This window comes from Marinobacter sp. SS8-8, assembly GCF_030540945.1.
Classification (GTDB): Bacteria; Pseudomonadota; Gammaproteobacteria; order Pseudomonadales; family Oleiphilaceae; genus Marinobacter.
The window spans coordinates 363,580-385,532 of record NZ_JASSVN010000002.1 but is presented as its reverse complement, the minus strand read 5'-3'; the positions used below and the strand labels follow the sequence as shown (position 1 = coordinate 385,532).

21 protein-coding genes are annotated in these 21,953 nt (G+C 58.0%); 8 read left to right on the top strand and 13 right to left on the bottom strand.

The window, feature by feature from the left end:
- Window positions 1-2: 2 nt before the first annotated feature.
- From minD to QPL96_RS03775, 4 genes are all read right to left on the bottom strand, one after another.
- Complete coding sequence (gene minD / locus QPL96_RS03790) at window positions 3-815, bottom strand: septum site-determining protein MinD (protein WP_303285660.1); 813 nt, start codon at window positions 813-815, stop codon at window positions 3-5.
- 77 nt (window positions 816-892) lie between these two features.
- Window positions 893-1,654 carry a septum site-determining protein MinC gene (gene minC, locus QPL96_RS03785; protein WP_303285659.1) on the bottom strand — a complete coding sequence of 254 codons (762 nt, stop codon included), beginning with the start codon at window positions 1,652-1,654 and terminating at the stop codon, window positions 893-895.
- Complete coding sequence (locus QPL96_RS03780; RefSeq protein WP_303285658.1) at window positions 1,651-2,040, bottom strand: HopJ type III effector protein; 390 nt, start codon at window positions 2,038-2,040, stop codon at window positions 1,651-1,653. The genes minC and QPL96_RS03780 overlap by 4 nt, the downstream gene beginning before the upstream one ends.
- Window positions 2,040-2,318: a DUF1244 domain-containing protein gene (locus QPL96_RS03775; RefSeq protein WP_303285687.1), complete on the bottom strand. Its 279-nt coding sequence runs from the start codon at window positions 2,316-2,318 to the stop codon at window positions 2,040-2,042. Before QPL96_RS03775 ends, QPL96_RS03780 begins: the two co-directional genes overlap by 1 nt.
- Window positions 2,319-2,434: 116 nt before the next feature.
- Here QPL96_RS03775 and dinB point away from each other — a divergent pair, with 116 nt between their 5' ends.
- Window positions 2,435-3,499, top strand: a complete 1,065-nt coding sequence (gene dinB, locus QPL96_RS03770; RefSeq protein ID WP_303285657.1) for a DNA polymerase IV — start codon at window positions 2,435-2,437, stop codon at window positions 3,497-3,499.
- 3 nt (window positions 3,500-3,502) lie between these two features.
- On the opposite strand, the gene QPL96_RS03765 is transcribed toward dinB, so the two are convergent.
- Together QPL96_RS03765 and QPL96_RS03760 are read right to left on the bottom strand one after the other, a co-directional pair.
- Window positions 3,503-4,081 (bottom strand): phosphatase PAP2 family protein, encoded by a 579-nt coding sequence (locus tag QPL96_RS03765; RefSeq protein WP_303285656.1) that lies wholly within the window; start codon window positions 4,079-4,081, stop codon window positions 3,503-3,505.
- The gene (locus tag QPL96_RS03760) at window positions 4,047-5,267 is read right to left on the bottom strand and encodes a glycosyltransferase family 1 protein (RefSeq protein WP_303285654.1); all 1,221 of its coding nucleotides are present in this window, start codon (window positions 5,265-5,267) and stop codon (window positions 4,047-4,049) included. The genes QPL96_RS03765 and QPL96_RS03760 overlap by 35 nt, the downstream gene beginning before the upstream one ends.
- Window positions 5,268-5,631: 364 nt before the next feature.
- Between QPL96_RS03760 and QPL96_RS03755 the strand changes: the two genes are divergently transcribed.
- The 6 genes from QPL96_RS03755 to glpK all read left to right on the top strand — a co-directional run bounded on the left by QPL96_RS03755 (window position 5,632) and on the right by glpK (window position 13,250).
- Window positions 5,632-5,955, top strand: coding sequence for a hypothetical protein (locus tag QPL96_RS03755; protein ID WP_303285652.1), 324 nt, complete (start codon window positions 5,632-5,634; stop codon window positions 5,953-5,955).
- A 171-nt stretch (window positions 5,956-6,126) separates the two neighbouring features.
- Window positions 6,127-8,337: an acetyl-CoA hydrolase/transferase C-terminal domain-containing protein gene (locus tag QPL96_RS03750; RefSeq protein WP_303285651.1), complete on the top strand. Its 2,211-nt coding sequence runs from the start codon at window positions 6,127-6,129 to the stop codon at window positions 8,335-8,337.
- On the top strand, window positions 8,337-8,807 hold the full coding sequence (locus QPL96_RS03745; RefSeq protein ID WP_303285650.1) for a peptidylprolyl isomerase: 471 nt from the start codon (window positions 8,337-8,339) through the stop codon (window positions 8,805-8,807). The genes QPL96_RS03750 and QPL96_RS03745 overlap by 1 nt, the downstream gene beginning before the upstream one ends.
- 334 nt (window positions 8,808-9,141) lie before the next feature.
- Complete coding sequence (locus tag QPL96_RS03740; RefSeq protein WP_303285649.1) at window positions 9,142-9,870, top strand: response regulator; 729 nt, start codon at window positions 9,142-9,144, stop codon at window positions 9,868-9,870.
- Between the two features lie 22 nt (window positions 9,871-9,892).
- On the top strand, window positions 9,893-11,512 hold the full coding sequence (locus tag QPL96_RS03735) for an ATP-binding protein (protein ID WP_339751214.1): 1,620 nt from the start codon (window positions 9,893-9,895) through the stop codon (window positions 11,510-11,512).
- Window positions 11,513-11,768: 256 nt separating this feature from the next.
- A complete protein-coding gene (glpK, locus tag QPL96_RS03730) occupies window positions 11,769-13,250 on the top strand; it encodes a glycerol kinase GlpK (protein WP_303285648.1) in 1,482 nt (493 codons plus the stop codon).
- Between the two features lie 7 nt (window positions 13,251-13,257).
- On the opposite strand, the gene QPL96_RS03725 is transcribed toward glpK, so the two are convergent.
- Both QPL96_RS03725 and argF read right to left on the bottom strand, forming a co-directional pair.
- Window positions 13,258-14,331: an ABC transporter ATP-binding protein gene (locus QPL96_RS03725; RefSeq protein ID WP_303285647.1), complete on the bottom strand. Its 1,074-nt coding sequence runs from the start codon at window positions 14,329-14,331 to the stop codon at window positions 13,258-13,260.
- Between the two features lie 4 nt (window positions 14,332-14,335).
- On the bottom strand, window positions 14,336-15,250 hold the full coding sequence (gene argF, locus QPL96_RS03720; RefSeq protein WP_303285646.1) for an ornithine carbamoyltransferase: 915 nt from the start codon (window positions 15,248-15,250) through the stop codon (window positions 14,336-14,338).
- Window positions 15,251-15,490: 240 nt separating this feature from the next.
- On the opposite strand from argF, the gene grxD reads away from it, so the two are divergent.
- The gene (gene grxD, locus QPL96_RS03715) at window positions 15,491-15,829 is read left to right on the top strand and encodes a Grx4 family monothiol glutaredoxin (protein WP_303285645.1); all 339 of its coding nucleotides are present in this window, start codon (window positions 15,491-15,493) and stop codon (window positions 15,827-15,829) included.
- Between the two features lies 1 nt (window position 15,830).
- Here grxD and QPL96_RS03710 read toward each other — a convergent pair whose 3' ends face one another.
- The 5 genes from QPL96_RS03710 to ccsA all read right to left on the bottom strand — a co-directional run bounded on the left by QPL96_RS03710 (window position 15,831) and on the right by ccsA (window position 21,933).
- A complete protein-coding gene (locus QPL96_RS03710; RefSeq protein WP_303285644.1) occupies window positions 15,831-16,577 on the bottom strand; it encodes a TonB family protein in 747 nt (248 codons plus the stop codon).
- Window positions 16,578-16,582: 5 nt separating this feature from the next.
- The gene (locus tag QPL96_RS03705) at window positions 16,583-18,805 is read right to left on the bottom strand and encodes a DUF1631 domain-containing protein (RefSeq protein ID WP_303285643.1); all 2,223 of its coding nucleotides are present in this window, start codon (window positions 18,803-18,805) and stop codon (window positions 16,583-16,585) included.
- Between the two features lie 195 nt (window positions 18,806-19,000).
- Complete coding sequence (locus QPL96_RS03700) at window positions 19,001-19,603, bottom strand: Yip1 family protein (protein WP_303285642.1); 603 nt, start codon at window positions 19,601-19,603, stop codon at window positions 19,001-19,003.
- A 154-nt stretch (window positions 19,604-19,757) separates the two neighbouring features.
- Window positions 19,758-21,041 carry an HlyC/CorC family transporter gene (locus QPL96_RS03695; RefSeq protein WP_303285641.1) on the bottom strand — a complete coding sequence of 428 codons (1,284 nt, stop codon included), beginning with the start codon at window positions 21,039-21,041 and terminating at the stop codon, window positions 19,758-19,760.
- Window positions 21,042-21,126: 85 nt separating this feature from the next.
- A complete protein-coding gene (gene ccsA / locus QPL96_RS03690; RefSeq protein ID WP_303285640.1) occupies window positions 21,127-21,933 on the bottom strand; it encodes an inner membrane protein YpjD in 807 nt (268 codons plus the stop codon).
- Window positions 21,934-21,953 lie beyond the last annotated feature (20 nt).

The window sequence follows — 21,953 nt, the reverse complement described above, 5'->3', positions numbered from 1 at the left end:
CCTTAGCCTCCCTTGAACATCCGTGAGAAGAAACCTTTTTTCTGGGCGGTCATGAAACGGTGCTCCCGTTCCTCACCCAGCAGGCGCGCTACTGCATCCTCATAGGCCTGGCCTGCGTCGCTGTCCTCTTCCAGAATAACCGGTACGCCCTGGTTGGAGGCATTCAGCACAATCTGGCTCTCCGGGATAACGCCCAACAGCGGAATGGCGAGAATTTCCTCGACATCGGCCACCGACAGCATCTCGCCCCTTTCTACCCGGGAGGGGTTGTAGCGGGTGAGCAGCAGGTGTTCTTTCACCGGGTCCTGGCTCATTTCGGCCCGCCGGGATTTGCTCTGCAGAATACCCAGAATGCGATCCGAATCCCGCACCGAAGACACTTCCGGATTGGTGACCACCACGGCCTCGTCGGCATAGTACAGGGCCATCATGGCGCCGTGTTCGATGCCAGCCGGAGAGTCACAGACGATGTAGTCAAACGTCTCGGACAGCTCGTTAATGATTTTTTCGACACCTTCCTTGGTCAGGGCTTCTTTTTCCCGGGTCTGGGACGCCGGGAGGATATAAAGCGTGTTGACCCGTTTATCCCGGATCAGTGCCTGATTGAGGGACGCCTCGCCCTGAATAACGTTGACAAAATCGTACACCACGCGGCGCTCGCAGTTCATGATCAGGTCAAGGTTGCGCAGGCCCACGTCGAAATCAATAACGACGGTTTTGTGGCCCCGTTTGGCAAGGCCGGTGCTGATTGAGGCGCTGGTGGTGGTTTTGCCAACGCCGCCCTTTCCTGAGGTAACGACAATGATTCTAGCCAAGGTTCTGTTCCTGTTTCTCGGTGGATTCGTCGTGTCTGCCGAATTATCCGGTCAAGTTGTTGTATTCAGCCCCAATATCAGGCCTTGTCCAGTGGCGTCACCACCAGCAGGTCGTCCCTGAGCTGGATCTGCACGGCGCTTTTCCAGCCATTGTCCTGAAGATCTTCGGAGATTTTATAGTGTCCCGCAATGGACACAAGCTCTGCCTCCATGGAGTGACAGAATATCCGCGCGGACTCCGCCCCGTGGATACCTGCCAGTGCCCGCCCCCTCAAGGGGCCGTACACATGGATATTGCCTGCCGCAAGCACTTCGGCCCCGGCCTGGACCGGCGCCAGAATCACCAGGTCGCCTTCCGGGGCGTGGATTTGCTGGCCGGAGCGTACCGGCTGGGAGATGATTTTGGCCGGAGGTGGGTCACCGGCACTGCCCGTCGGCGCGGCAACACCTGCGGTTTCTGCTACCTCCGCGGCCGCCTGTTCGGCTTCATGGATGCGATCCCGCTGTCCGTTGCCGGGCAGGAGTGCCAGGGCCGCTCCACGGGCCAGACGGCGCTGGTCTTCATTGCCGCCCCGCACGCCGATCACGTGGATGTGGTTGCGCCGACAGGTTCCGATAATCTTGAAAAAATCCAGCTCGCTGTCCAGCCCCTGGTACTTTTCCAGGCTGATGATCAGTGGAATGTCCTTGAAGAACCCGGGGGCCTGGCTGATCTTGTCCCGCAGGACCTCTTCGAACTCGCCGTCGTCAAAGTAGTAGAGCTCCAGGGCGGTCATGGACACGCTGGCGCTTTTTAGCTGAAAACCCTGTTTTACCCCGGAGGTCGCGGTATCGCTCATGACGGAGTCTCTTCCCTGGTCATGTTGCCGGTTGGGTTCGGGCGCTGCCGGAGAGGTGCGCCTTCGAACCGGATGCCGGACCATCCGGTGCTGATAAACTGGCGGATGTTGCCGTGGCTCTCGCCGGTCGGGTCGTCCAGAACCTGTTGATAATGCTGGGCAAACAGCTTGAGCGTGTCGACTTCACTCAGGTTGCAGTACTGGCCAAGGGCAAAGATCCGGCAGGAGCCGGTGTTTTCGCCCTCGGCGTTGACCAGGGGGCCGTTCCGGAAGCCACAGGGCTGATACTCAAAGTGCTGTTCGATCAGGGTCAGGGAATCGTCGAAGTTGGCATGGCCTGCGTCCAGGGATGCCAGATGGATCCTCACGGCATCTTTTATGGTCATTATTTGTGTTCCTGCTTGGGGCCTTTTTGGTAGAGGGCTTTCCAGTCCTCGTAGGGCATGCCGTAGATTTCTTCCCGGGCTTGCGGATCGGAAATCTCGAACCCCCGCTCATCCGCCTCCGCCCGATACCACTTGGACAGGCAGTTTCGACAGAAACCCGCCAGGTTCATCATGTCGATATTCTGCACCTCGGTGTTCTCACGCAGGTGGCTGACCAGTCGGCGAAAGGCGGCTGCTTCAATTTCGGTGCGTTCTGCTTCAGGAATCGGGTTGCTCATGGTGGCCTCGCAATGGTTGATGCGCCGGTTGATAAGGGTTCCTGACATTCTCTGCATGTTAACTTAAGATACAAGGCTGTATAAATGTACAGAAAGTCGACGCGAGCCCCTCGATTATGCCACAACGCAAGATCATCCATGTGGATTGTGACTGCTTCTACGCGGCGGTGGAGATGCGGGACGATCCCAGCCTGCGGGATGTGCCGCTGGCAGTAGGTGGCGATGGGGGGCGGGGCGTGGTGACCACCTGCAATTACAAGGCCCGTGCCTACGGTGTGCGTTCGGCGATGCCGGGTAGTGAGGCGCGACGACTGTGTCCCGGGCTGGTGACGGTACCGACGGACATGGGACGCTACCGGGCGGTTTCACAGCAGGTGATGGCCATCCTGCGGGAACTGACAGATCTGGTGGAACCGCTTTCCCTGGATGAAGCCTTTCTGGATGTCTCCGATGTGACCGATCACAAAGGCAGTGCCACCCTGATGGCCCGCCACCTTCGGGAGCGGGTGCACCGGGAAGTGGGGATCACCATTTCCGCCGGGGTTGCGCCCAACAAGTTCCTCGCCAAGGTCGCCAGCGACTGGGAAAAGCCGGACGGGCTGTTTGTCATTGGCCCGGAGGACGTTGAGGCATTTGTGCAGGGATTGTCGGTTGAGAAGCTGTTCGGAGTAGGGCAGGTGACGGCCTCGAAACTTCACGCGCTTGGGGTCAAGACCTGCGGTGACATGCAGGCGCTTGGGGCGGAGGTGTTGATAGAGCGCTTCGGCAAGCAGGGCTATCGTCTGCACGAGATGGCCCATGGCCGGGATGACCGGGCCGTGGTGGTGTCGCGGATCGCCAAGTCGGTCAGCGTGGAGCGAACCTTTTCCCAGGATTTGCCGGATATGGCGGCGTGCGAGATGGTCATGGCCTCTCTGGTAGCCGACCTCAATCTACGGCTATCCCGCAGGGCGCGTCAGAAACCAATCCACAAGCTCTTTATCAAGATCCGCTACAGCGATTTCTCAACCCACACCCTGGAACGGGTTCGGGAGCAGGTCAGGGAGCCCGCCCTGGAAGATTACCTGCCGCTGCTTGCCGAGCTGGTAACCAATCGGGAAAGGCCGGTGCGGCTGCTGGGGCTGGGCGTGCGTTTCCGCAATGACGGCGCCCCTGTTACGCAGTTGCGTCTGTTCGACTAGCGGTCAGAAAGACCCTGTGAAAAGCCTGGCGAAGTCCGGGTACAGCCAGGTCATTGCGACGTAGCCCATCAGCCCACCGATCAGGGCGCCCGCGGCGACGTCGCTGGGGTAGTGCAGGCCCAGAATCACCCGTGATGCGGCAACGCTGAGGGTAAACGGGAGCACGATCAGCGCTAGCGCCGGTTCGGCCACGGTGAGCATAACCTGAAAGCAGCCGGCGTGAAGTGTGTGGCCGGAGGGAAAGCTGTAGCGGTCCAGGGGCGGTGTGCCGCAGTTGATGGCCGGGAAGGATATAAACGGTCGTTCCCGGATAAGCCAGCGTTTGAGCAGCTTGTAGCTGACGGTACAGGTGAGTCCCGTCAGCGCCATGAGCAGCGCCAGACCAGGGCCCGATGCCGGATAAACAAAGGGGATGGACAGGATCAGGGCGTACCAGAACCAGCCGTCTCCGAGTCGGCTTACCAGTCGGAAATAGCCAAGGGCTGGCCGGAAACGAACAGCACGGTTGATGGACTGGCAGAAAGCGACTTCCCGCTGGTCTGCCAGTTCAAAGAAGCGAGATGCTTTGCTTGTTGACGGCATGGTATCCGGCTTTTGCGGTTTGGTTGAAAACCAGTAGCTCAAACTGGTCGATCTGCGAATTCCAGCTCTGCTCCAGGGCGTCCAGCCTGGCCTGGGCCCTGATCCGGTTCAGCAGGGTCGGCTGATCGGCCAGTCGGAGGGCACTGTCGACATAAGCCTCGTCCTGATCCAGGGGCACTTTCATGCCGTTTTCCTCGTGGCGGATGTGTTCGGCCGCCGCCGCATCATTAAAGGCAACGACACCCAGGCCACTGGCCATGGCTTCAAGAACCACGTTGCCGAAGGTGTCGGTCTTGCTTGGGAACAGGAACAGGTCTCCGGAGGCAAAATGCCGAGCGAGGTCATCACCGCACTGGGTGCCGCAGAACACGTAGTCCGGGTGGCGTTCAGCCAGTTGACGCCGAAGCGGGCCGTCGCCAACCAGGATGAACCTGGCCTGGGGGTGGAGACCCCGGATACGCTCGAAGCAGGCAACCGCCATTCGCAGGTTTTTCTCCGGTGCGAGTCGGCCGACGTACAGAATGGCTCTGTCGTTGGGCTGTAGCCCCCAGGATTCTCGCAACGCGCTGTCCCGCTTGTGGGGAGTGAATCGATGACAGTCCACGCCCCGACTCCAGAGTCCGGTTGCCGGAATGCCCATGGCCCGCGTCGCTTGCTGCATTTTTCGGGTTGGTACCAGGGTGATGGCAGTGCGGTTATGGAACCAGCGGCCATAGAGACACAGCAATCGCTCCAGCATGCCGACGCCGTAATACCGACTGTAGCTGTGAAAGTTGGTGTGGAAGCCGGAGCTCACCGGGATGCCCATCTGGTGTGCCGCCGATGTGGCGGCGACGCCCAGTGGGCCCTGGGTGGCAACGTAGAGGGCATCGGGCCGGTCGGTAGCCAGGAGCTTTTTCAGGTGACGGGTCCGGGCCAGGCCAAAGCGCAGGTCCGCGTAGCCGGGTAAAGGCAATCCTGTTACCACATGCTCGCGGGTGAAAAGGGCCTCGCCGGCAACGGCGAAGTTGCCTTTGCGCTCATGTTGCTGTCGCGGCCTTATAACCGTCACCCGGTGCCCACGCTGCATCAGTCCCTGGCATAGATGCCTGAGCGTGTTTGCCACGCCATTGATTTCCGGCGGAAAAGTCTCCGAAACAATGGTAATGTGTTGTTGGCGCCGGTTAGCCTGCACGGTCTCGGTCACGGTGTATCCTGTGCTTCCTTTGACATGCCCCTACTATGAAAAGCTGACATGACCGTTATGCGACACTCCCGTGACATTCCCTTTACCTGTGAAATGCGCCGACCCGGAGACGATAGGCAAACACAAAAGCCTGGAAAGACGGATATCGGCGTTACCCTTATTGGCCTGTTCATTTGCCAGGCCGGGCGGGGCTGCGGTTACAGTCTGAAATGTTTGGGATCATTTTTTGACGAAAATGCGCTGATCCGATGACAAAAAGGCGGCGCGTTTGTGTGCGGATTCACATCTTTCTGGCGCTGAATCATTAGACTTTAGCTATAGGTATCCGTAGACTAACGTTTCGGAAAAGGTCTCAGTCAGTGTCATGATTATTCGCATCTTTGTTGCATTACTCGCTCTCAATCTCATTGCTTTTGTTGTCCGTGCCGAAGCTTCCGGGCGTGCGTTTGAGGAAGCCGAAAACGCTCCGACGGCCGAAGAAATTTACGAGCTGCAGGAGCGGATGTCCGGTGATTTTGATTACGACAGCTCCGAGGCTTTCGCCGAAATCGGTTCACGGCTGCTAAGCCTCACACTGACCCGTTCCAGGAACACCGGTAAGCAGTATGCGTCCGATCCGGCCCAGGCGGACCATGGCATTTCTCTGTTGAACGAGGGCGCCCGCCTGAACCTGAAGTGGAACTTCTGATAATTCCCCCTTCTTTCTGTTGAGACTGTTTCGGTTAGCTCGTCCGGTCTGTTCCCGTCTCTGCCGTTGGTGCATGCAAATCCTCAAATCATGACCTGGCGCATTGTTTACGCCCGGGGCTCGTGTGATTATCCCCGTTGACATCCTGATTAGCCTGTAAGGAGCTTGGTAATGGCAATGGATAAAGTGCAGGTATCGAATGATGTGAACGCCTGTGTTGATGAGGTGGTTCGCCGGGTTGGCAAGAACATCACACTGGGTTTACCTCTGGGACTGGGGAAGCCCGTCCGGTTCGTTAATGCGCTCTACCAGCGGGCCAAGGATGACCCGGAAATCCGTTTGCATATTGTCACGGCGCTGTCGCTGCTGGCGCCGAAAGGAGGTTCGTCACTGGAGCAGCGCTTTATGGGGCCGTTTGTGGAGCGCCTGTACGGCGCTATTCCTGAACTGACCTATGCCCGGGACGTATCGTCAAATCGCCTGCCAGAGAATGTCCAGGTTTCCGAGTTTTTCTTCAAGGCCGGAAGTTACCTCAATAATGGCTCCCAGCAGCGCCATTACGTTTGCACCAACTACACCCATGCGGTTCGCGATCTCATGGCGGTGGGTGTGAATGTGGTTGCCCAGATGGTGGCGCCGGGGGAGGCACATGGACAGCCCGGGCAAGTCAGCCTGAGTTGCAACCCAGACCTGACGCTGGACCTGATTCCACGGTTTCGGGAGCGGGAAGCCGCGGGCACGCCGGTCGCCGTGGTGGCAGAGACGAACCGGAACCTGCCGTGGTTCGGGCACGATGCCGCTATCGGGGCAGATCGTTTCGATATAGTGCTTGATCAGCCCTCCGGCGATTACCCGCTTTTCTCTGCGCCGCCGATGTCTGTCAGTCCGGAAGATCATTTGATCGGGTTTTATGCCAGCACCCTGTTGAAAGACGGTGGCACGCTTCAGGTCGGAATTGGCTCACTGGGCGCTGCCCTGGTTCACAGCGCCATACTCAGGCACAGTCATAACGATGCCTGGCGGAACGTGTTTGATCACCTCAAGGTTGATCAGAACTTCCCGGTGGTCAGCGAAGATGGTGGAACCGGGCCCTTCGAGCAGGGGCTGTATGGCTGTAGCGAGATGATGGTCGATGGTTTTCTCTATCTGATGGAACACGGCATTCTGCGCCGAGAAGTCTACGACCATGCCGGCCTTCAGTCCCTGATCAATAACGGGGACATGACCGAGCGGGTATCGCTGGCCTCCCTGGATGTGTTGCGCCGGGAGAAGCTGATCGACAGTCCGCTGCGGGCCCGGGATGTCCACTGGCTGGTCCGGCACGGGATTTTCAGGGAGACTGTGGAATTCAAGGGTGGGCGGCTGCGTGCCGGCGATCAGTCCGTTGAGGGCGATCTGGACAACCCGGAAGCCCGGGAAGCCATTGAAACGCTGATTCTCGGAGAGCGACTCACCGGCGGCATCGCCATGCACGGTGGCTTCTACGTCGGGCCCGAGCGGTTCTACCAGTCCCTCAGGGAGCTGACCGACGATCAGCGCGCGAAGATCTGCATGACCAGCGTGAACTTTATCAACCACCTTTACGATCACCGGTTTGGCGATCAGAAGCTGAAGGCTGCGCAACGGGTACATGGACGTTTTATCAATTCGGCGATGATGTACACCCTCAATGGTGCTGGCGTATCGGACGGCCTGGAAGATGGCCGGGTTGTCAGCGGCGTGGGCGGGCAGTACAACTTCGTGGCCATGGCCCACGAACTGCCGGGTGCCCGCTCCATACTGACGCTGCGCAGTACCCGGCAGTCTCGTGGCAAGGTGTTGTCGAACATTGTATTCAGCTATGGCCACTGCACCATTCCGCGTCACCTCCGGGACATTGTGATTACCGAATACGGCATTGCGGATCTCAGAGGACAGTCCGATGAGCAGGTGTTCCTGAGGCTGATCCGCATCGCCGACTCCCGGTTCCAGCAGGAGCTTCTGAGCAAGGCCCAGAAGGCGGGCAAGGTAGATCCTGCCTTCAAACTTCCGGCGTCCTGGGGTAACAACACCCCGGCATCAATCCGCCGCGCGGTGTCGGCAACCGGCGATACGGGCCTGTTCCCGCCGTTTCCGTTTGGCAGGGATTTTACCGATGAAGAGCTGATGTTAGGGAAAGCCCTTAAGGGGCTAAAGGCCGCAACGGCTACTCGCCGTGGTAAACTGGCGACCCTGTGGCAGGCCCTCCGGGCCCGGGACGATGATGGCCGCTATGGGGTCCTGCTTGAGCGCATGGGGCTGTCGGCGCCTTCCGGATTGCGGGACAAGCTGGATCAGCGGCTGGTTATTCATGGTCTGAAACAGCTCGAATCACCACCGGATACAGGAAACCCGAAAACCTGATGACAGCTCCACAAGCAAGACCCGATGTGTTTACTATCCACTATGTGCTGAAGAACAAGATCGGCGAGCTGGTTGATACTTCCGAGGGCAGCGAGCCTTTGCATTTTGTCTACGGCAGCCCCGAGATTATTGAGGGTATCCAGCAGGCCGTGAAGGACCGCAACGTGGGCGACTGCCTCGAGGTGACGGTGCCGCCCGCGATGGCCTATGGTGAACATAAGCCGGAGCTGGTGCGCAAGGTGCCACGCTCACTGTTTGAAGGAATTGAAAATCTGCAGGTTGGCATGAAATTTCAGACCAACACCGGGGACGAAGCGCAAATTGTGCAGGTAGTTGGTATCGATGGCAATCTGGTCAGGGTTGATGCCAACCACCCGCTGGCGGGTTTTACCCTGTACTTTGATCTGGAGATTGTCGGCCGCCGTGAAGCGACGGAAGACGAGGTGGCTCAGGGCCGCCCGCTGTTTTGACGAGGCGGTCCTCGCCTTGGTCCAGCTCGCCAGTTGCGGGCTCAATCGCTGGGCCCACGGGCGAATAGACCATCCCATGCCCGGCGCTCTTTTGTTTCCATTTCCCGACCAGCCTATGACGCCGGTGTGACGCACCGGTGACCAGGAAGTGGCGTGTCTGTGACATCGCAAGGCAGACCGACATCGCCGTGCGCTGTGTCACGGGCTGTAACGAAACAGCGGTTCCATGTATATTTCTGAATAGCATGTATAATTGCTGTTACAACAGGTTGCCTGTATTGTCGGGTACATAAAGTGACCTGAAACCGGAATAACAAAACCAGAGACGGATGGCGTGGAACAGACAAACGAAAGTTGGCGAATTCTGATTGTCGAGGACGACGAGCGGTTGGCTGAGTTAACCCGTGAGTATCTTGAAAGCAACGGGTTGACCGTCTCCCTGGAAACTCACGGTGGCCCTGCGGTGGAGCGGATCCGCAACGAGCAGCCCGACCTGGTGGTGCTGGATCTGATGTTGCCGGGGGAAGATGGCCTGTCCATCTGTCGCCGGGTGCGCCCCTTCTATTCCGGTCCTATCATCATGCTGACCGCCCGCACGGATGATCTGGATCAGGTTCTTGGTCTGGAGATGGGCGCAGACGATTATATTGGCAAACCGGTCAAACCCAGGGTTTTGCTTGCCCGTATCCGAGCCATGCTGAGACGGGTCACCGAGGCGGGGCAGGGCTCAGCTGATGAAGCGAGCGGCGAAGAGCCGGTGCGCCTTCAGTTCAATGACCTGGTTGTTGATCGTTCCATGCGTGAAGCCTGGCTGAGTGACGAGAGTATCGATCTGACCAGCGCCGAATTCGACCTGCTCTGGCTGCTGGCCAGCAATGCGGGCCGGGTCCTGAGTCGGGAAGAAATCTTTACGGCGCTGCGCGGTATCGAGTACGACGGCCAGGATCGCTCCATTGATGTACGGGTGTCGCGGATTCGCCCCAAAATCGGTGATGATCCTATCCATCCACGGCGCATTAAGACCGTTCGCAGTAAAGGCTACCTGTTTGTAAAGGAAGCCTGACGATTCAGTCTCTGGAGCCGGTGTGCAAACGGCCTGCACATCGGTGTTCCATGCCAGGGTTGGTATCATGCCCCTGAAATTCTTCCTCAAGCTTTATGCCCGCCTTGCCGGTCTTACCGCGTTGGTTGTTCTTTTGTGTGCTCTCCTGTTTACCGGTATCAATTCGGTTCGTTCCCAGTTCTGGCATGAGCGCTTTCCTGAGCCTGTGATGCGGTGGCTGGCAGCCACGCCGGCGCCAGCGCAGCAATATCATTGGCTGAGATCGACCGTTGATTTCCGTGTGGGGGCCGCCTCCGAATTTGTCCTTTCCCAGGTTGCGCTCGAGAGACTGGGTTACGGCCAGGTGGTCGGAATCGAGAGTGGTGCCGGCTACCGGGTCCTCATCGCGGGTCTCTCGGGGCAGGTTTTGCAACTGCGCCTGACCGACCCTTACCGCGATGTGGCGGAAACCACCGGGCTGATCTTCCGCTGGCATCTTGACTCAGCACCACCGGAGAATCGTCCCGATGTTGCGGCCCAAATGGCGCGGGTCCTCAATGTCGGGGTTCGTCCGTTGGATGATTCAACCTTGCTGCCGGGTTCGGACGTTCTGGGCCAGGTTGCCGACCGCGGCCTGGCATTCTATACAGAGGGCTCTGATGACAGCGGCAGAGTCATTATTCAACTCTCGGACGGTGAGCTGTTCCGGATCGATATGCCGGCTCCCTTCAGCGCCTGGTCCTGGCCCGTTGTTCTCCTGCTGGTTATGGTGCTGGGTGGCGTGCTGGCGGTCGCCCTGTTCCTGGCGCTTCGGGAAGTGGATAACAATCTCAGAACCGTTGAGTCGGTGGCTGTTCGCATAGCCCGCGGCGAAATGGGGGCAAGGGTTCAGGCGGGCGAAGGGACCCTGGTTTCCCGGTTGGCCGCTTCCTTTAACGGCATGGCCGAGCATATCCAGCGGCTGGTGCAGGTGCAGCGGGAAATGATTCACGCGGTATCCCACGAATTGCGCACCCCGGTGGCCCGAATCCGGTTTGGTGTCCAGATGATCGAGGACTGTCAGGATCAGGCCTCGCTCCAGAAACAACTGGACGGTATCGACGGCGATATACAGGAACTGGATGAACTGATCGACGAGATTCTCACCTACGCCAGGCTGGAGCAGGGCGGCCCGGTTTTCTCCCTTCAGGAAACCTCGGTAACCGACATTGTCCGCCAGGTGGTTGCGGAGCAGCAACTGGTGCGACCAGAACTGAGTATTCAGGACAATATTGATGAGATGTCCGAACGCTGGGCACTGTCGGATGTTGAGCCTCGTTACCTGCATCGGGCTATTCAGAATCTGGTGGGTAACGCGGGTCGCTATGCGGCTGGCAAGGTCGTCGTAAGCTGTCATTTTGACGAGGATAACTGCCGGATAGACGTGGAGGATGATGGTCCCGGAATTCCGGAGGAGGACTGGGAAAAAGTGTTCACAGCCTTTGCCCGGCTGGACGACAGCCGTACCCGTACCTCCGGCGGCTACGGTCTTGGTTTGTCCATTGTCCGGCGGATTCTGTATTGGCATGGCGGCCAGGCTTTCGTCGGCACAAGCGACACCCTTGGCGGCGCCAGGTTCAGCCTGGTCTGGCCCAGAAAGAAACCACTGAATCCCATTGTGTGAACCAGTCCTCACTGACTCACCTGATGTAACAAAGCTGCTACACAAGCGCTACTGAAGTTTCCTGCCCCCGCGTTAATAATAGACATCGTAAGGGATGACTTTTGAGGTTGTAGTTCTTACGAACTTCCTTGTTTCATTCGTCATTTGAGGGTCGGTTTTCCGGCCCTTTTTTTATGGCTGCCGCCAAATTCCGGATTGTTCACTCTTTCCTGGGGCCCCCGCTGTTAAAATCGGAAGAAACAACAGGAGGCCGTCCATGACCCGCTATCTGCTTGCCATTGATCAGGGCACAACCAGCACCCGCGCAATCGTTTTCGACCAGACAGGTAACTGCGTTGCGACTGATCAACAGGAGTTTCATCAGTATTTCCCAAAGGATGGCTGGGTTGAGCATGATGCCCTGGAAATCTGGGACAGTACCCTGGCGGTGTGCCGGGGTGCTCTGGAGAAGGCCGGCGTTGAGGCCAGCAACCTGGCAGGCATTGGCATCACCAATCAGCGCGAGACCACGGTGATCTGGGAGCGGGCCACTGGCAAGCCCATACACCATGCCATTGTCTGGCAGGATCGCCGCACTGCCTCCTGGTGCGCCAAGCTCAAGTCTGACGGCCACGAAGACAGCGTCACCGAGAGGACGGGGCTGCTTATCGACCCCTATTTCTCGGCCACGAAGATTGCCTGGATACTGGACAACGTGGAGGGGGCCCGTGGGCGGGCGGAATCCGGAGACCTGGCGTTCGGCACGGTGGACAGCTGGTTGCTCTGGAATCTGACTGGCGGCAAGTCACACTGCACCGATGCCACCAATGCCTCGCGCACGGCACTTTTCAATATTCACCAGCAGGGATGGGACGACGAACTCCTGGCCCTGTTCCGTGTGCCCCGCGCCCTGTTACCGGACGTGTTGGACAGTGCAGCGGATTATGGCACTTCGGAATCACATTGGCTGGGAAGCCCGGTCATGATTGCAGGCATGGCCGGCGATCAACATGCCGCCCTGATGGGGCAGGCCTGCTTCAAGCCGGGCATGGCCAAGAGTACTTACGGCACCGGCTGTTTTCTGATGCTCAATACCGGGGATCAGGCCGTTCGTTCCGAGAACCGTTTGCTAACGACCATGGCCTATCGCCTCAACGGGAGGCCCTGCTACGCCGTGGAGGGCAGCATTTTCGTCGCCGGTGCGGCCATGCAATGGCTGAGGGATGGGCTGAAGCTGATTGCCCACGCCAATGAGTCCTCGACCCACGCGGAGGCGGTGGGTGTCGATAATCCGGTGTACCTTGTTCCGGCGTTTACCGGTCTGGGCGCGCCTCATTGGGACCCTCACGCCCGCGGGGCCATTATGGGCCTGACCCGGGACACGGGGATTGGCGAGATTGTCACGGCGGGCCTGCAATCGGTGTGTTACCAGACCAAAGACCTGGTGCGCGCTATCCAGAATGATGGTGCCCGGCTTGAGTCCCTGCGGGTGGATGGCGGCATGGTGGTGAATGACTGGGTGATGCAGTTCCTGGCGGATATCCTGAATGTCACCGTTGACCGGCCAAGGGTCACGGAAACAACGGCACTCGGGGCCGCCTACCTCGCCGGGCTGCAGACGGGTGTGTTCGAGAGTCTCGAGCAAATATCCGGACTTTGGGCCTGTGAGCGCCAGTTCCACCCCGGCATGCGGCCAGCCCTGCGCGAATCCCTCTATGCCGGCTGGATTGATGCCGTGGAGCGGGTCTGCAATAACTGAGCCTGGTTCAGCCGGTGCGCTCAAAAGCGATCAGGTGATCCGCCTCCACGCGTACCGGTACATGCTCGCCGAGATGGAAGTCCAGATGACTTCGGAACAGGGCCTCGAACTCGGTGTCTTCCGAGCAGCGAAAGCGGTAAAGCGTTGAGGTGCCTGCGAAGGTTTTCTCGATCACCTTCGGTCGAAGATCCGAGCCTGGGTCGTGGACAATGTCATCCGGCCGGATAAGTACGTCTACGAGGGTTCCCGAGGACCACTTGTAGGCCCGGTTGCCGCGAATGGTGCCCAGTTCCGATTCGATGGTATCTGGTCCCAGGGCCAGACCGGGGATGAACCCGCCCTGGCCGACGAAGCTGGCCACAAAGCGGTTTGCCGGCTCATGATAGAGATTGTACGGCACGTCCCACTGCTGGATCACGCCGTCCCGCAACACCGCCACCTGATCGCACATGGCGAAGGCTTCCTGTTGATCGTGGGTCACCAGGATGGCACTGATCCCGAGGGTTTTGAGAATTTCGCGAACGTCCAGGCTCAGGCGCCGGCGCAAATCCGCATCCAGATTGGAAAACGGCTCGTCCAGCAGGATCAGGGTCGGCTCGGGTGCCAGAGCCCGGGCCAGGGCAACCCGTTGCTGCTGGCCTCCGGAAAGTTCATGGGGGTAGTGATCGGCCAGGTCCTGGAGGTGAACGACATTGAGTAACTCCATGACCTTCTGCCGCTTTTCCGCTTTGCCCAGATTGCGCAGGCCAAAGCCAACGTTATCGGCGATTGTCAGGTGCGGAAACAGGGCGTAGTCCTGAAACACCATGCCAATCCGGCGTTTCTCGGGCGGCAGGGTGCGACCGGGCAGGCTTATGGCCTGAGACTGAAGGCGGATTTCACCACCCGTCAACGGCAGGAAGCCGGCCAGGGCCCGCAGGATGGTGCTTTTGCCGCAGCCGCTGGGGCCCAGAAGACAGCCGATGTCGCCGTGGCTCAAGGCAAAGCTGACATCCTTGACCACGGAATCCCCGCCGTAGCCACAAGACAGGTTGTTGACCTCAAGCAGCCAGTCTGCAGGAGATTGCGCGGTCGTACTCATGGAGTCAGTCCAGGTGGTTCAGAATGAGAAACTCAAGCAGGGCTTTCTGGGCGTGCAGGCGGTTTTCGGCCTCGTCCCACACCACCGAAGCGGGATGTTCCATCATGTCTGCGGAAATCTCTTCGCCCCGGTGGGCTGGCAGGCAGTGCATGAACAAGGCGTCTTTATTCGCCACGGCCAGGAGCTCCGGATTGATCTGGTAGCCACTGAACGCTTTCTCGCGGGCTTTCTGTTCGTCTTCCTGGCCCATGGATGCCCAGACATCCGTTACCAACAGGTTGGCATTGCGCGCGGCTTCTGCCGGTTCGCGAAACAGGGTTACGCGATCACTGCTTGCCCTGACCAGGGATTCGGCGGGTTCGTAGCCTTCGGGGCAGGCAACATTCAGGTGGAAATCAAACCGGGCCGCCGCGTTGATGTAGGAGTGGCACATGTTGTTGCCATCGCCGATCCAGGCCACGGTGGCGCCACGAATGCTGCCACGGTGTTCCCGATAGGTCTGCATATCGGCCAGCAACTGGCAGGGGTGGAACTCATCCGTCAGGGCATTGATAACCGGAACCCGGGAAGCGGCGGCAAAACGCCTGACCGTGTCATGGGCAAAGGTGCGTATCATCACCGCGTCCACCATGCTCGAAATAACGATGGCGGAGTCTTCAATGGGTTCGCCCCGGCCAAGCTGGGTGTCCCGTGGCGACAGGAACATCGCGGAGCCACCGAGCTGGGCCATGCCGGCTTCAAAGGAAACCCGGGTGCGCGTTGATGACTTTTCGAAAATCATTGCAAGCACGCGATTTTTAAGGGAGTCGCGAACCTTGCCCTGGCGCCATTCATTGCGCAGTGCAGTGGCATGATCAACCAGGCCTTCCAGTTCACTGGTGGTCATGTCGTTTAGTGTCAGAAAATGTCTTGCCGCCATGAAATGGCCCTTATCTCAACGAACCCCGCGGCGGGCGGGATTGCCTGAACGTTGCCTGAAAAAAACGGGGCATCAAGTCTAGCCCTTCGGGGCAGGTATGACAACGCTGCAACCGGGCCGGAACCCATGGCGTTGTCTGAGGTCATATCACGGTGTTTGGTGCGCGGTTGGGCACCCGTGTACAATGAGTGTCAAGCGAATTGCCGTGTGGCAAGACTGTTCCAACAGAGGTGAATGTTCATGGATATCAATGAAACCATCAAAAGCCAGCTCAACGAAAACCCGGTCATCCTATACATGAAAGGCAGTCCCCAGGCGCCCCAGTGCGGCTTTTCCGCTAAAACCGTGCAGGCCCTGATGGCCTGCGGTGAACGTTTTGCGTTCGTGAATATCCTGGACAACCAGGAGCTCCGTGAGGCCCTCAAGGTATATTCCAGCTGGCCCACCTATCCACAGCTCTACATCAATGGCGAGCTCGTTGGTGGTTGTGACATCATTCTCGAAATGTCCGAGAGCGGTGAACTGGCCAGAATGGTCAAAGAGGCTGCGAAGCAGGCAGAAGCCAGAGAGCGGTCTTGAATCAGAGCCGTTTCGGGGTGAATACCAGTTCAACCTCGAAACGATTCTGGCTGTTTTCCCCTTCAGGAGGTCTGGGGTAGGGGCTTGCCGCCAGGGCCGCCCGGTAGGCGGCCTCATCGATCCCCTCAATTCCCGTTGATTTCAGCACTCTTGCCCGGGTCAGGGCACCGTTACCCAGCAGTTGTAGCTCCACTTCCATTGCCACAGTCCGGGACAGTTCTCTCATTGCCGGGACCCTGACCTGTTCAAGCTGGCGCGCCAGATGTGTCGCCAGGATTACCAGGTATGGATCTTGCTCGGCCGGGGATTTGGTAATGCGGGTTACCGTTGCGTCGGTGGCTTGCACTTCCGGCTGTGCAACCTCCCCGGCGTGGGCGCTGTTACTGGCTGTTGATTTACGGGTGATCTCCGGTGTTTCGGGCTTTGGCTCGGGGGCAGTCTGTCTGGGAGCGTTCAGGGGGGCAGGGCTTTGCCGGGTTACTATCGGCTCCACAGGCTCCGCCGTAAAACGTGGAGTGGGAGGTGCTGGCCGACGGATTGCATCGGATGGTTGGCCAGGCCGGGAAGTCTTATCAGTACCCGGGGGAATCAGCTCAAATTCCAGGCTTTCGCGATGGGCTTCCTGTCGCTCCCTGACCGGTGAAGGAATACCAGAGAGCAAAAGGGTATGAAGCAGTAGCGCCAGGGACAGTGCAAGGGCGATCCGGTATCTTGCCGGAAGGGCGCTGGCTCTGCCTGCTTCGACCATTAATGTCAGGCCGTTTTACTCCGTAAGGTGCCGACAACAGCGTCCAGGGCGCGGTCGATCAAGGCGCCCTGCTCCAGCAGGGTCAGGCGACCACGGCGCATTTCGTGGGCCAGCTGGATCCGTGTTTTCTCGATGACCTTCAGCCCCATCCGGTTGACAAAGACAAAGCACTCGGCTTCCTCGATAATGGCGGAAAGCTTGCAGCGGAAATTGGCGCCATTGACCAGGCGAAATTCAACCCAGTTACCGATTTCAATGCTGTCAATCTGGGCGACGTACTCGGAAACTGCCGCTTCTTCCAGTTCCTGCTGTCTCTCGACCGCAGTCTGGTGAACGGTAGCGATCTCCTCCTCTTCAATCTCTTGCGGGGAGTCCTGCCGTGCTTCTATGGCCGCATTGGTCCGGAACGCTTCGGCCAGCTCATGTTTCAGGTGGCTCATCATTTCGTCCAGCCTGGACGAATTGTAGGAAACCTCCACCAGACCGGATTTCAGGGTTTTCAAAAGGCCCGGCACAACCCGCACCCATTGGTCCCTCTCGTCATCTTCCTGATGGGGGTGCAGGCACCAGATCAGGTCATCAACCACCTTCACCGTTGTATTCCAGCGATGCTCGATGTCGTCCCGGAGGTAGGCGAGAAACATCACCCGACTCCAGCCGTTGATCAGAATGTCGTGGATCGATTCTGGCAGTTTGTAGCGTGATACTTTTTCTTTCAGCAGGTTATCGACGGTTTGCTGTGCTGTCTGGGATTTGATTCGGCCCCTTTCCGATTCCCGGGTCCGCTGCTCAACCAGTGAGGCTTTGCGGTTCTCCCGTTCCAGGAATTGCTCAAACTCCTGGTTCAGTGTCTCGAACAGCGCTATATCGCCATCAAATTCGTTGAGAATCCTCTGAACGATGTTGTGGATCTGGCCGTACAGCTTATCCTTGGTTTTCTCGTCGCTGCTGCTCCATCCAATGCCTGCCCGGGCGAGGGAATTCAGCAGGCGTCTGGCCGGGTGCGTGGCCTGGCTGAAGAAGCTCCTGTCCCGGATGACCACTTTCAGTATCGGAATCTGAAGGCGGCTGATCAGAACCTGAACCGGAGCAGACAGGTTGTAATCATCAAGAATAAACTCGAACAACATGGACACCAGATTGATGAGATCTTCGTCGACCTCGTTCAGTGCCGGTTTTCGGCCATCCCCCGCATCTGCCTTGGCAAGCAGCTGTTGCATCAACTGTCTCAGATCGATAGTGACGGGCTCCCCGTTACTCAGGTCGCCCTGGTCGTGCCGGATACCTGCAAGAGGCAGCGAATTCAGTAAGCTGGCCAGCTCCGAATCACCGACTACGCGAACCTTGGGGTCGGATGACCGGGGCGGAACCCCGGCATTGGCCCGTTGCAGTGCCAGCATCTGCCTGATCTGGTCGAAAACAGCGCTGCTGTTACCGGATTCCCCGGCCATTGTGTGAGTTGCGGAGTCTGAGGCCTCGGATGCCCCCTTGCTGGCGCCTTGTGCCTTTGAAGCACCATGCTGCTGTCCCGCTTTGCCGTGATAACGGAAATTCGGGATGATGCCGGCCTGAATCAGAATGCGGTTGGCTTCGTCCAGCAGCATCCCGAGATTGGAGACAACGTAGCGGTCAAATTGCTTGAGCAGAATCAGGCGTTCCCGGATCTGGATTTCCAGTGCCTGTATCGCCTCGGTAAAGGCGCTGCAAAGAGGTTCTGGCGCCATTGGGTTAACCGGTGATTCGTCGGTAGCTTCCGGATAAACCTGGCTGAATCGGGTCTGCAGCTGAAGCAGTGGACCCTGAAAATGGGCTTTCGCTTTGGTGATCATGGCGTTGAGGGCGACCTGCTCTTCCAGATCGTCGTTGCCGACCAGAGACAGGGTGTCGGCACTGGAATGTTTGCCCTGGTTTTCTTCCTGGAGGGGGCCAGTATGGGGCGGGTTCGCGAAATGCTGGGCGACCATGTTCTGGAAATGCCGCTCCACACCCTTCCGCTTGATGCGGATTTCACGCATTGCCTCGAAGTACCGATTCTGCTCATTGTTGCTGCGTGCATTATTGGCCAGTTCGAACAGTGAGTCGTCGACGGCATCGAAAGCACCCTGCAGCAAATCTCCGAGCCCGGCAACAACCGTGTCCCGGATGCGGGTGACCTCCGCTGGAACCGGTTTGCTGCTCCCGGCTTCCCGATGCTCGCGAAGGTAATGTATGCCAGACTGCTTGTTCATGGCAGACTCCTGTTTTACGCCTCAACCGGATACATGACCGAGCTCAAGATCTTTGTCTTCTCATTATTGGTTAAACTTACCGCATTTTCGCTAAAGTTAACATGACTAAACACTAACGTGGGACCGAATTCAAAAAACATGGGGCGCCCCTCGGGGCACCCCATGCATGTTACTGAGCGACCAGGGATATTGTCGTCAGTTCACATAGACAGGGCCTATACCCATACTCCAGATGACCACGCTGATAGCGAGCAAGGCGACCAACATCACCAGTCCGACTGTAAGCACGGCGGATGCAAACATGAAACCTCGCTCTTGCGGGATTTTCATCAGTATGGGGAGTCCTTCGTAGAGCAGGTAGACTGCATAGCCAGCAGCTACGAGCCCAGCCACCATATTGACCCAGATGTTGGGATACGCAGCGATGACGCCGATCAGGAGGATCGGGGTCGCCGTGTAGGCGGCCAGAGCGACGCCCCTCGGTACCCGCTCAATCGCATCATAGGTGGTGGCAAAAAAATCGATAAACTTGCCCAGCACAAATATGCCCGCGAGCATGGCAACATAGAACAGCACCGATAACTGCAGCGCGCTGGCTGTGGAGAGCCGGGTTGTCTGGCCGTCGCCAATTTGCCAGCCAACCTGGGTGGTTCCATAAAAACCTGCGACGGCGGGTATCAGCGCCAGTAACAAAATGTGACCGGTATAAAGTCTTGTAACAGATTCTGATTCATTGCGTATCGCTTCCCATTCCCTGTCGGGATGGGCAAGCAGGCCGAAAGTGTGTGTCAGGCTCATGGACGAATTCCCTGTGGTTGTTTTTGTGTTGCACGCCTTGTCAGTGTTGGTGCGGAATTGATAACGGTCAAGCCGGTGGTTAAATCTTGATCTTTCAAGAGGGGGTGCCACTATAACTGAAGAATCTATAGCGGCAGGCAAGGGTCGGGTTTGTTCAGGCCAGCGAAAGCGAGCGTTTTTTGCGCTTTTTGGGGTGCACAATAGCCGCTTTCACGACATTGTCCTTGATCTGCAGCACTTCCACCCGGTGTCCGTCCACTTTCAGGCAGACATTTGTGTCCGGGATGTTTTCCAGGGTTTCGGTAATCAGGCCGTTGAGGGTTTTTGGTCCGTCCGTGGGCAGCTTCCAGCCCAGGGTCTTGTTGATGGTGCGCACTGCCGATGCGCCGTCAATGATAAACGTGCCGTCGTCCTGGGGAATGATATCGGGGCTGGTTGCCGCGTAGTCCGTTGTGAAGTCGCCGACAATCTCTTCCAGTATGTCTTCCAGTGTCGCAAGGCCAAGAACGTCGCCATATTCGTCGACCACCACGCCAAACCTGCGCCGGCCTTTCTGGAAATTGATCAGTTGGGTATTCAGTGGCGTACTTTCCGGGATGAAATAGGGTTCCTGGCACAGCTGCATGATCATGGTCTTGTTGATTTCCTCCTGCTGGAGCAGCTTGGAGACGCTCCGGAGGTGGAGTATTCCCTGAATGTTATTGATGTCACCCTTGAATACCGGCAGCCGGGTATGCTGACTGCTGCGTAACTGGCGCAGGATTGTGTCGGTGTCGTCCTCCAGGTCGATACCCACGACCTCGTTGCGGGGCACCATGATGTCGTTCACCGTCACTTTTTCCAGGTCAAGGATACTGACCAGCATGTCTTTGTGCTTGGCGGGAATCAGGGCCCCGGCCTCGTTCACCAGGGTCCTGAGTTCCTCCCGGCTGAGGTGGTCATTGGCAGCGTCCGCGGCGGAAACCCCAAGCAGCTTCAATATGCCGCCGGTAAACAGGTTAACGGCCCAGACAATGGGGTAGAGGATCTTTAATAGCGGCCCGAGTATGTAGCTGGCGGGAAATGCGATTTTTTCCGGGAACAGCGCGGCCAGGGTTTTGGGGGTTACTTCGGCAAAAATCAGGATCACGATGGTCAGCAGGATCGTGGCTATCGCAATGCCGGCGTCGCCCCAGACGCGTATCGCAATAACCGTGGCAATCGACGATGCGAAGATATTGACGAAGTTGTTGCCAATGAGGATAACGCCGATCAGCTGGTCCGTGCGTTGCAGCAAGCCCTGGGCACGTTTGGCGCCTTTATGGCCGGTTTTGGCCATATGTTTGAGGCGATACCGGTTGAGGGACATCATCCCCGTTTCCGAGCTGGAGAAGAATCCGGAGAGCAGGATCAGTCCGACAAGGAGAGTAAACAGCGCGGTAAGCGATGTTTCGTTCAAAAGAGGTGTCCTTATATTACCGACAAGTAGCGAAAATAGGGTGTGGGGGAGCTTTATGTCAAGAGATTGCCGGGCGCATCAGGCCTCAGCCGCCTCTTTGGAAAATGAGTTCCAGCACAAACTTGCTACCATAGAATGCCAGCATCAGCAGCGCGGAGCCCGCCAGTGTCCACCGGCTTGCCGTGATGCCGCGCCAGCCCCTGGTATAGCGCCCGATCAGCAGTGCCACGAAGACCAGCAGGGAGAGCAATGAGAACAGGGTTTTGTGGGCCAGGTCCTGGGCGAAAAGGTCATCGATGAAAAGTGCGCCGGTCACAATCGCGAGTATGAGCATGACAACACCGGCCCACACCATCTCGAACAGCAGCGACTCCATGGTTTGCAGCGGTGGAAGGTTGCGGATCAGCAGGCTGTTATAGTTATGTTTTAACTGGCGATTCTGGAAATAGAGGAGCACAGCCTGGATAGCCGCCAACGTAAAGAGGCTGTAGGCTGTCACGGACAATGCGATATGGGACAGCATGCCGTAGTTCTGCTCCGACACCAGTCTGGACGGTCCATGGGTGACCAGCGCCAGGACGATTGTGAGTGCGGCCAGCGGGTACACACCCAGAAACAGGCTCTGAACCGGCTTTTTCAGATTCAGCCCAAGCAAAAGGAAGACAATAAGCCAGGAAATCAGTACTGAGCTTTTGAAAAAGCTGAAGTCGAAGCCGCCGTCACGATGAACGGTCTGGGCTATCAGTAGACCGTGGCTGGTCAGGGCGAGTACGCCAATCAGAGTGGTGATGGCGAGGTTGCTTTGAACCCGGCCCCTGAAATGCAGGGCTTGCAGCGCAGTACCTACGCTGTACAGAAAAAGAGAGGTGACCGCGAGAATCAGCGTTCCCATGACTTCCTTATTAACCACTG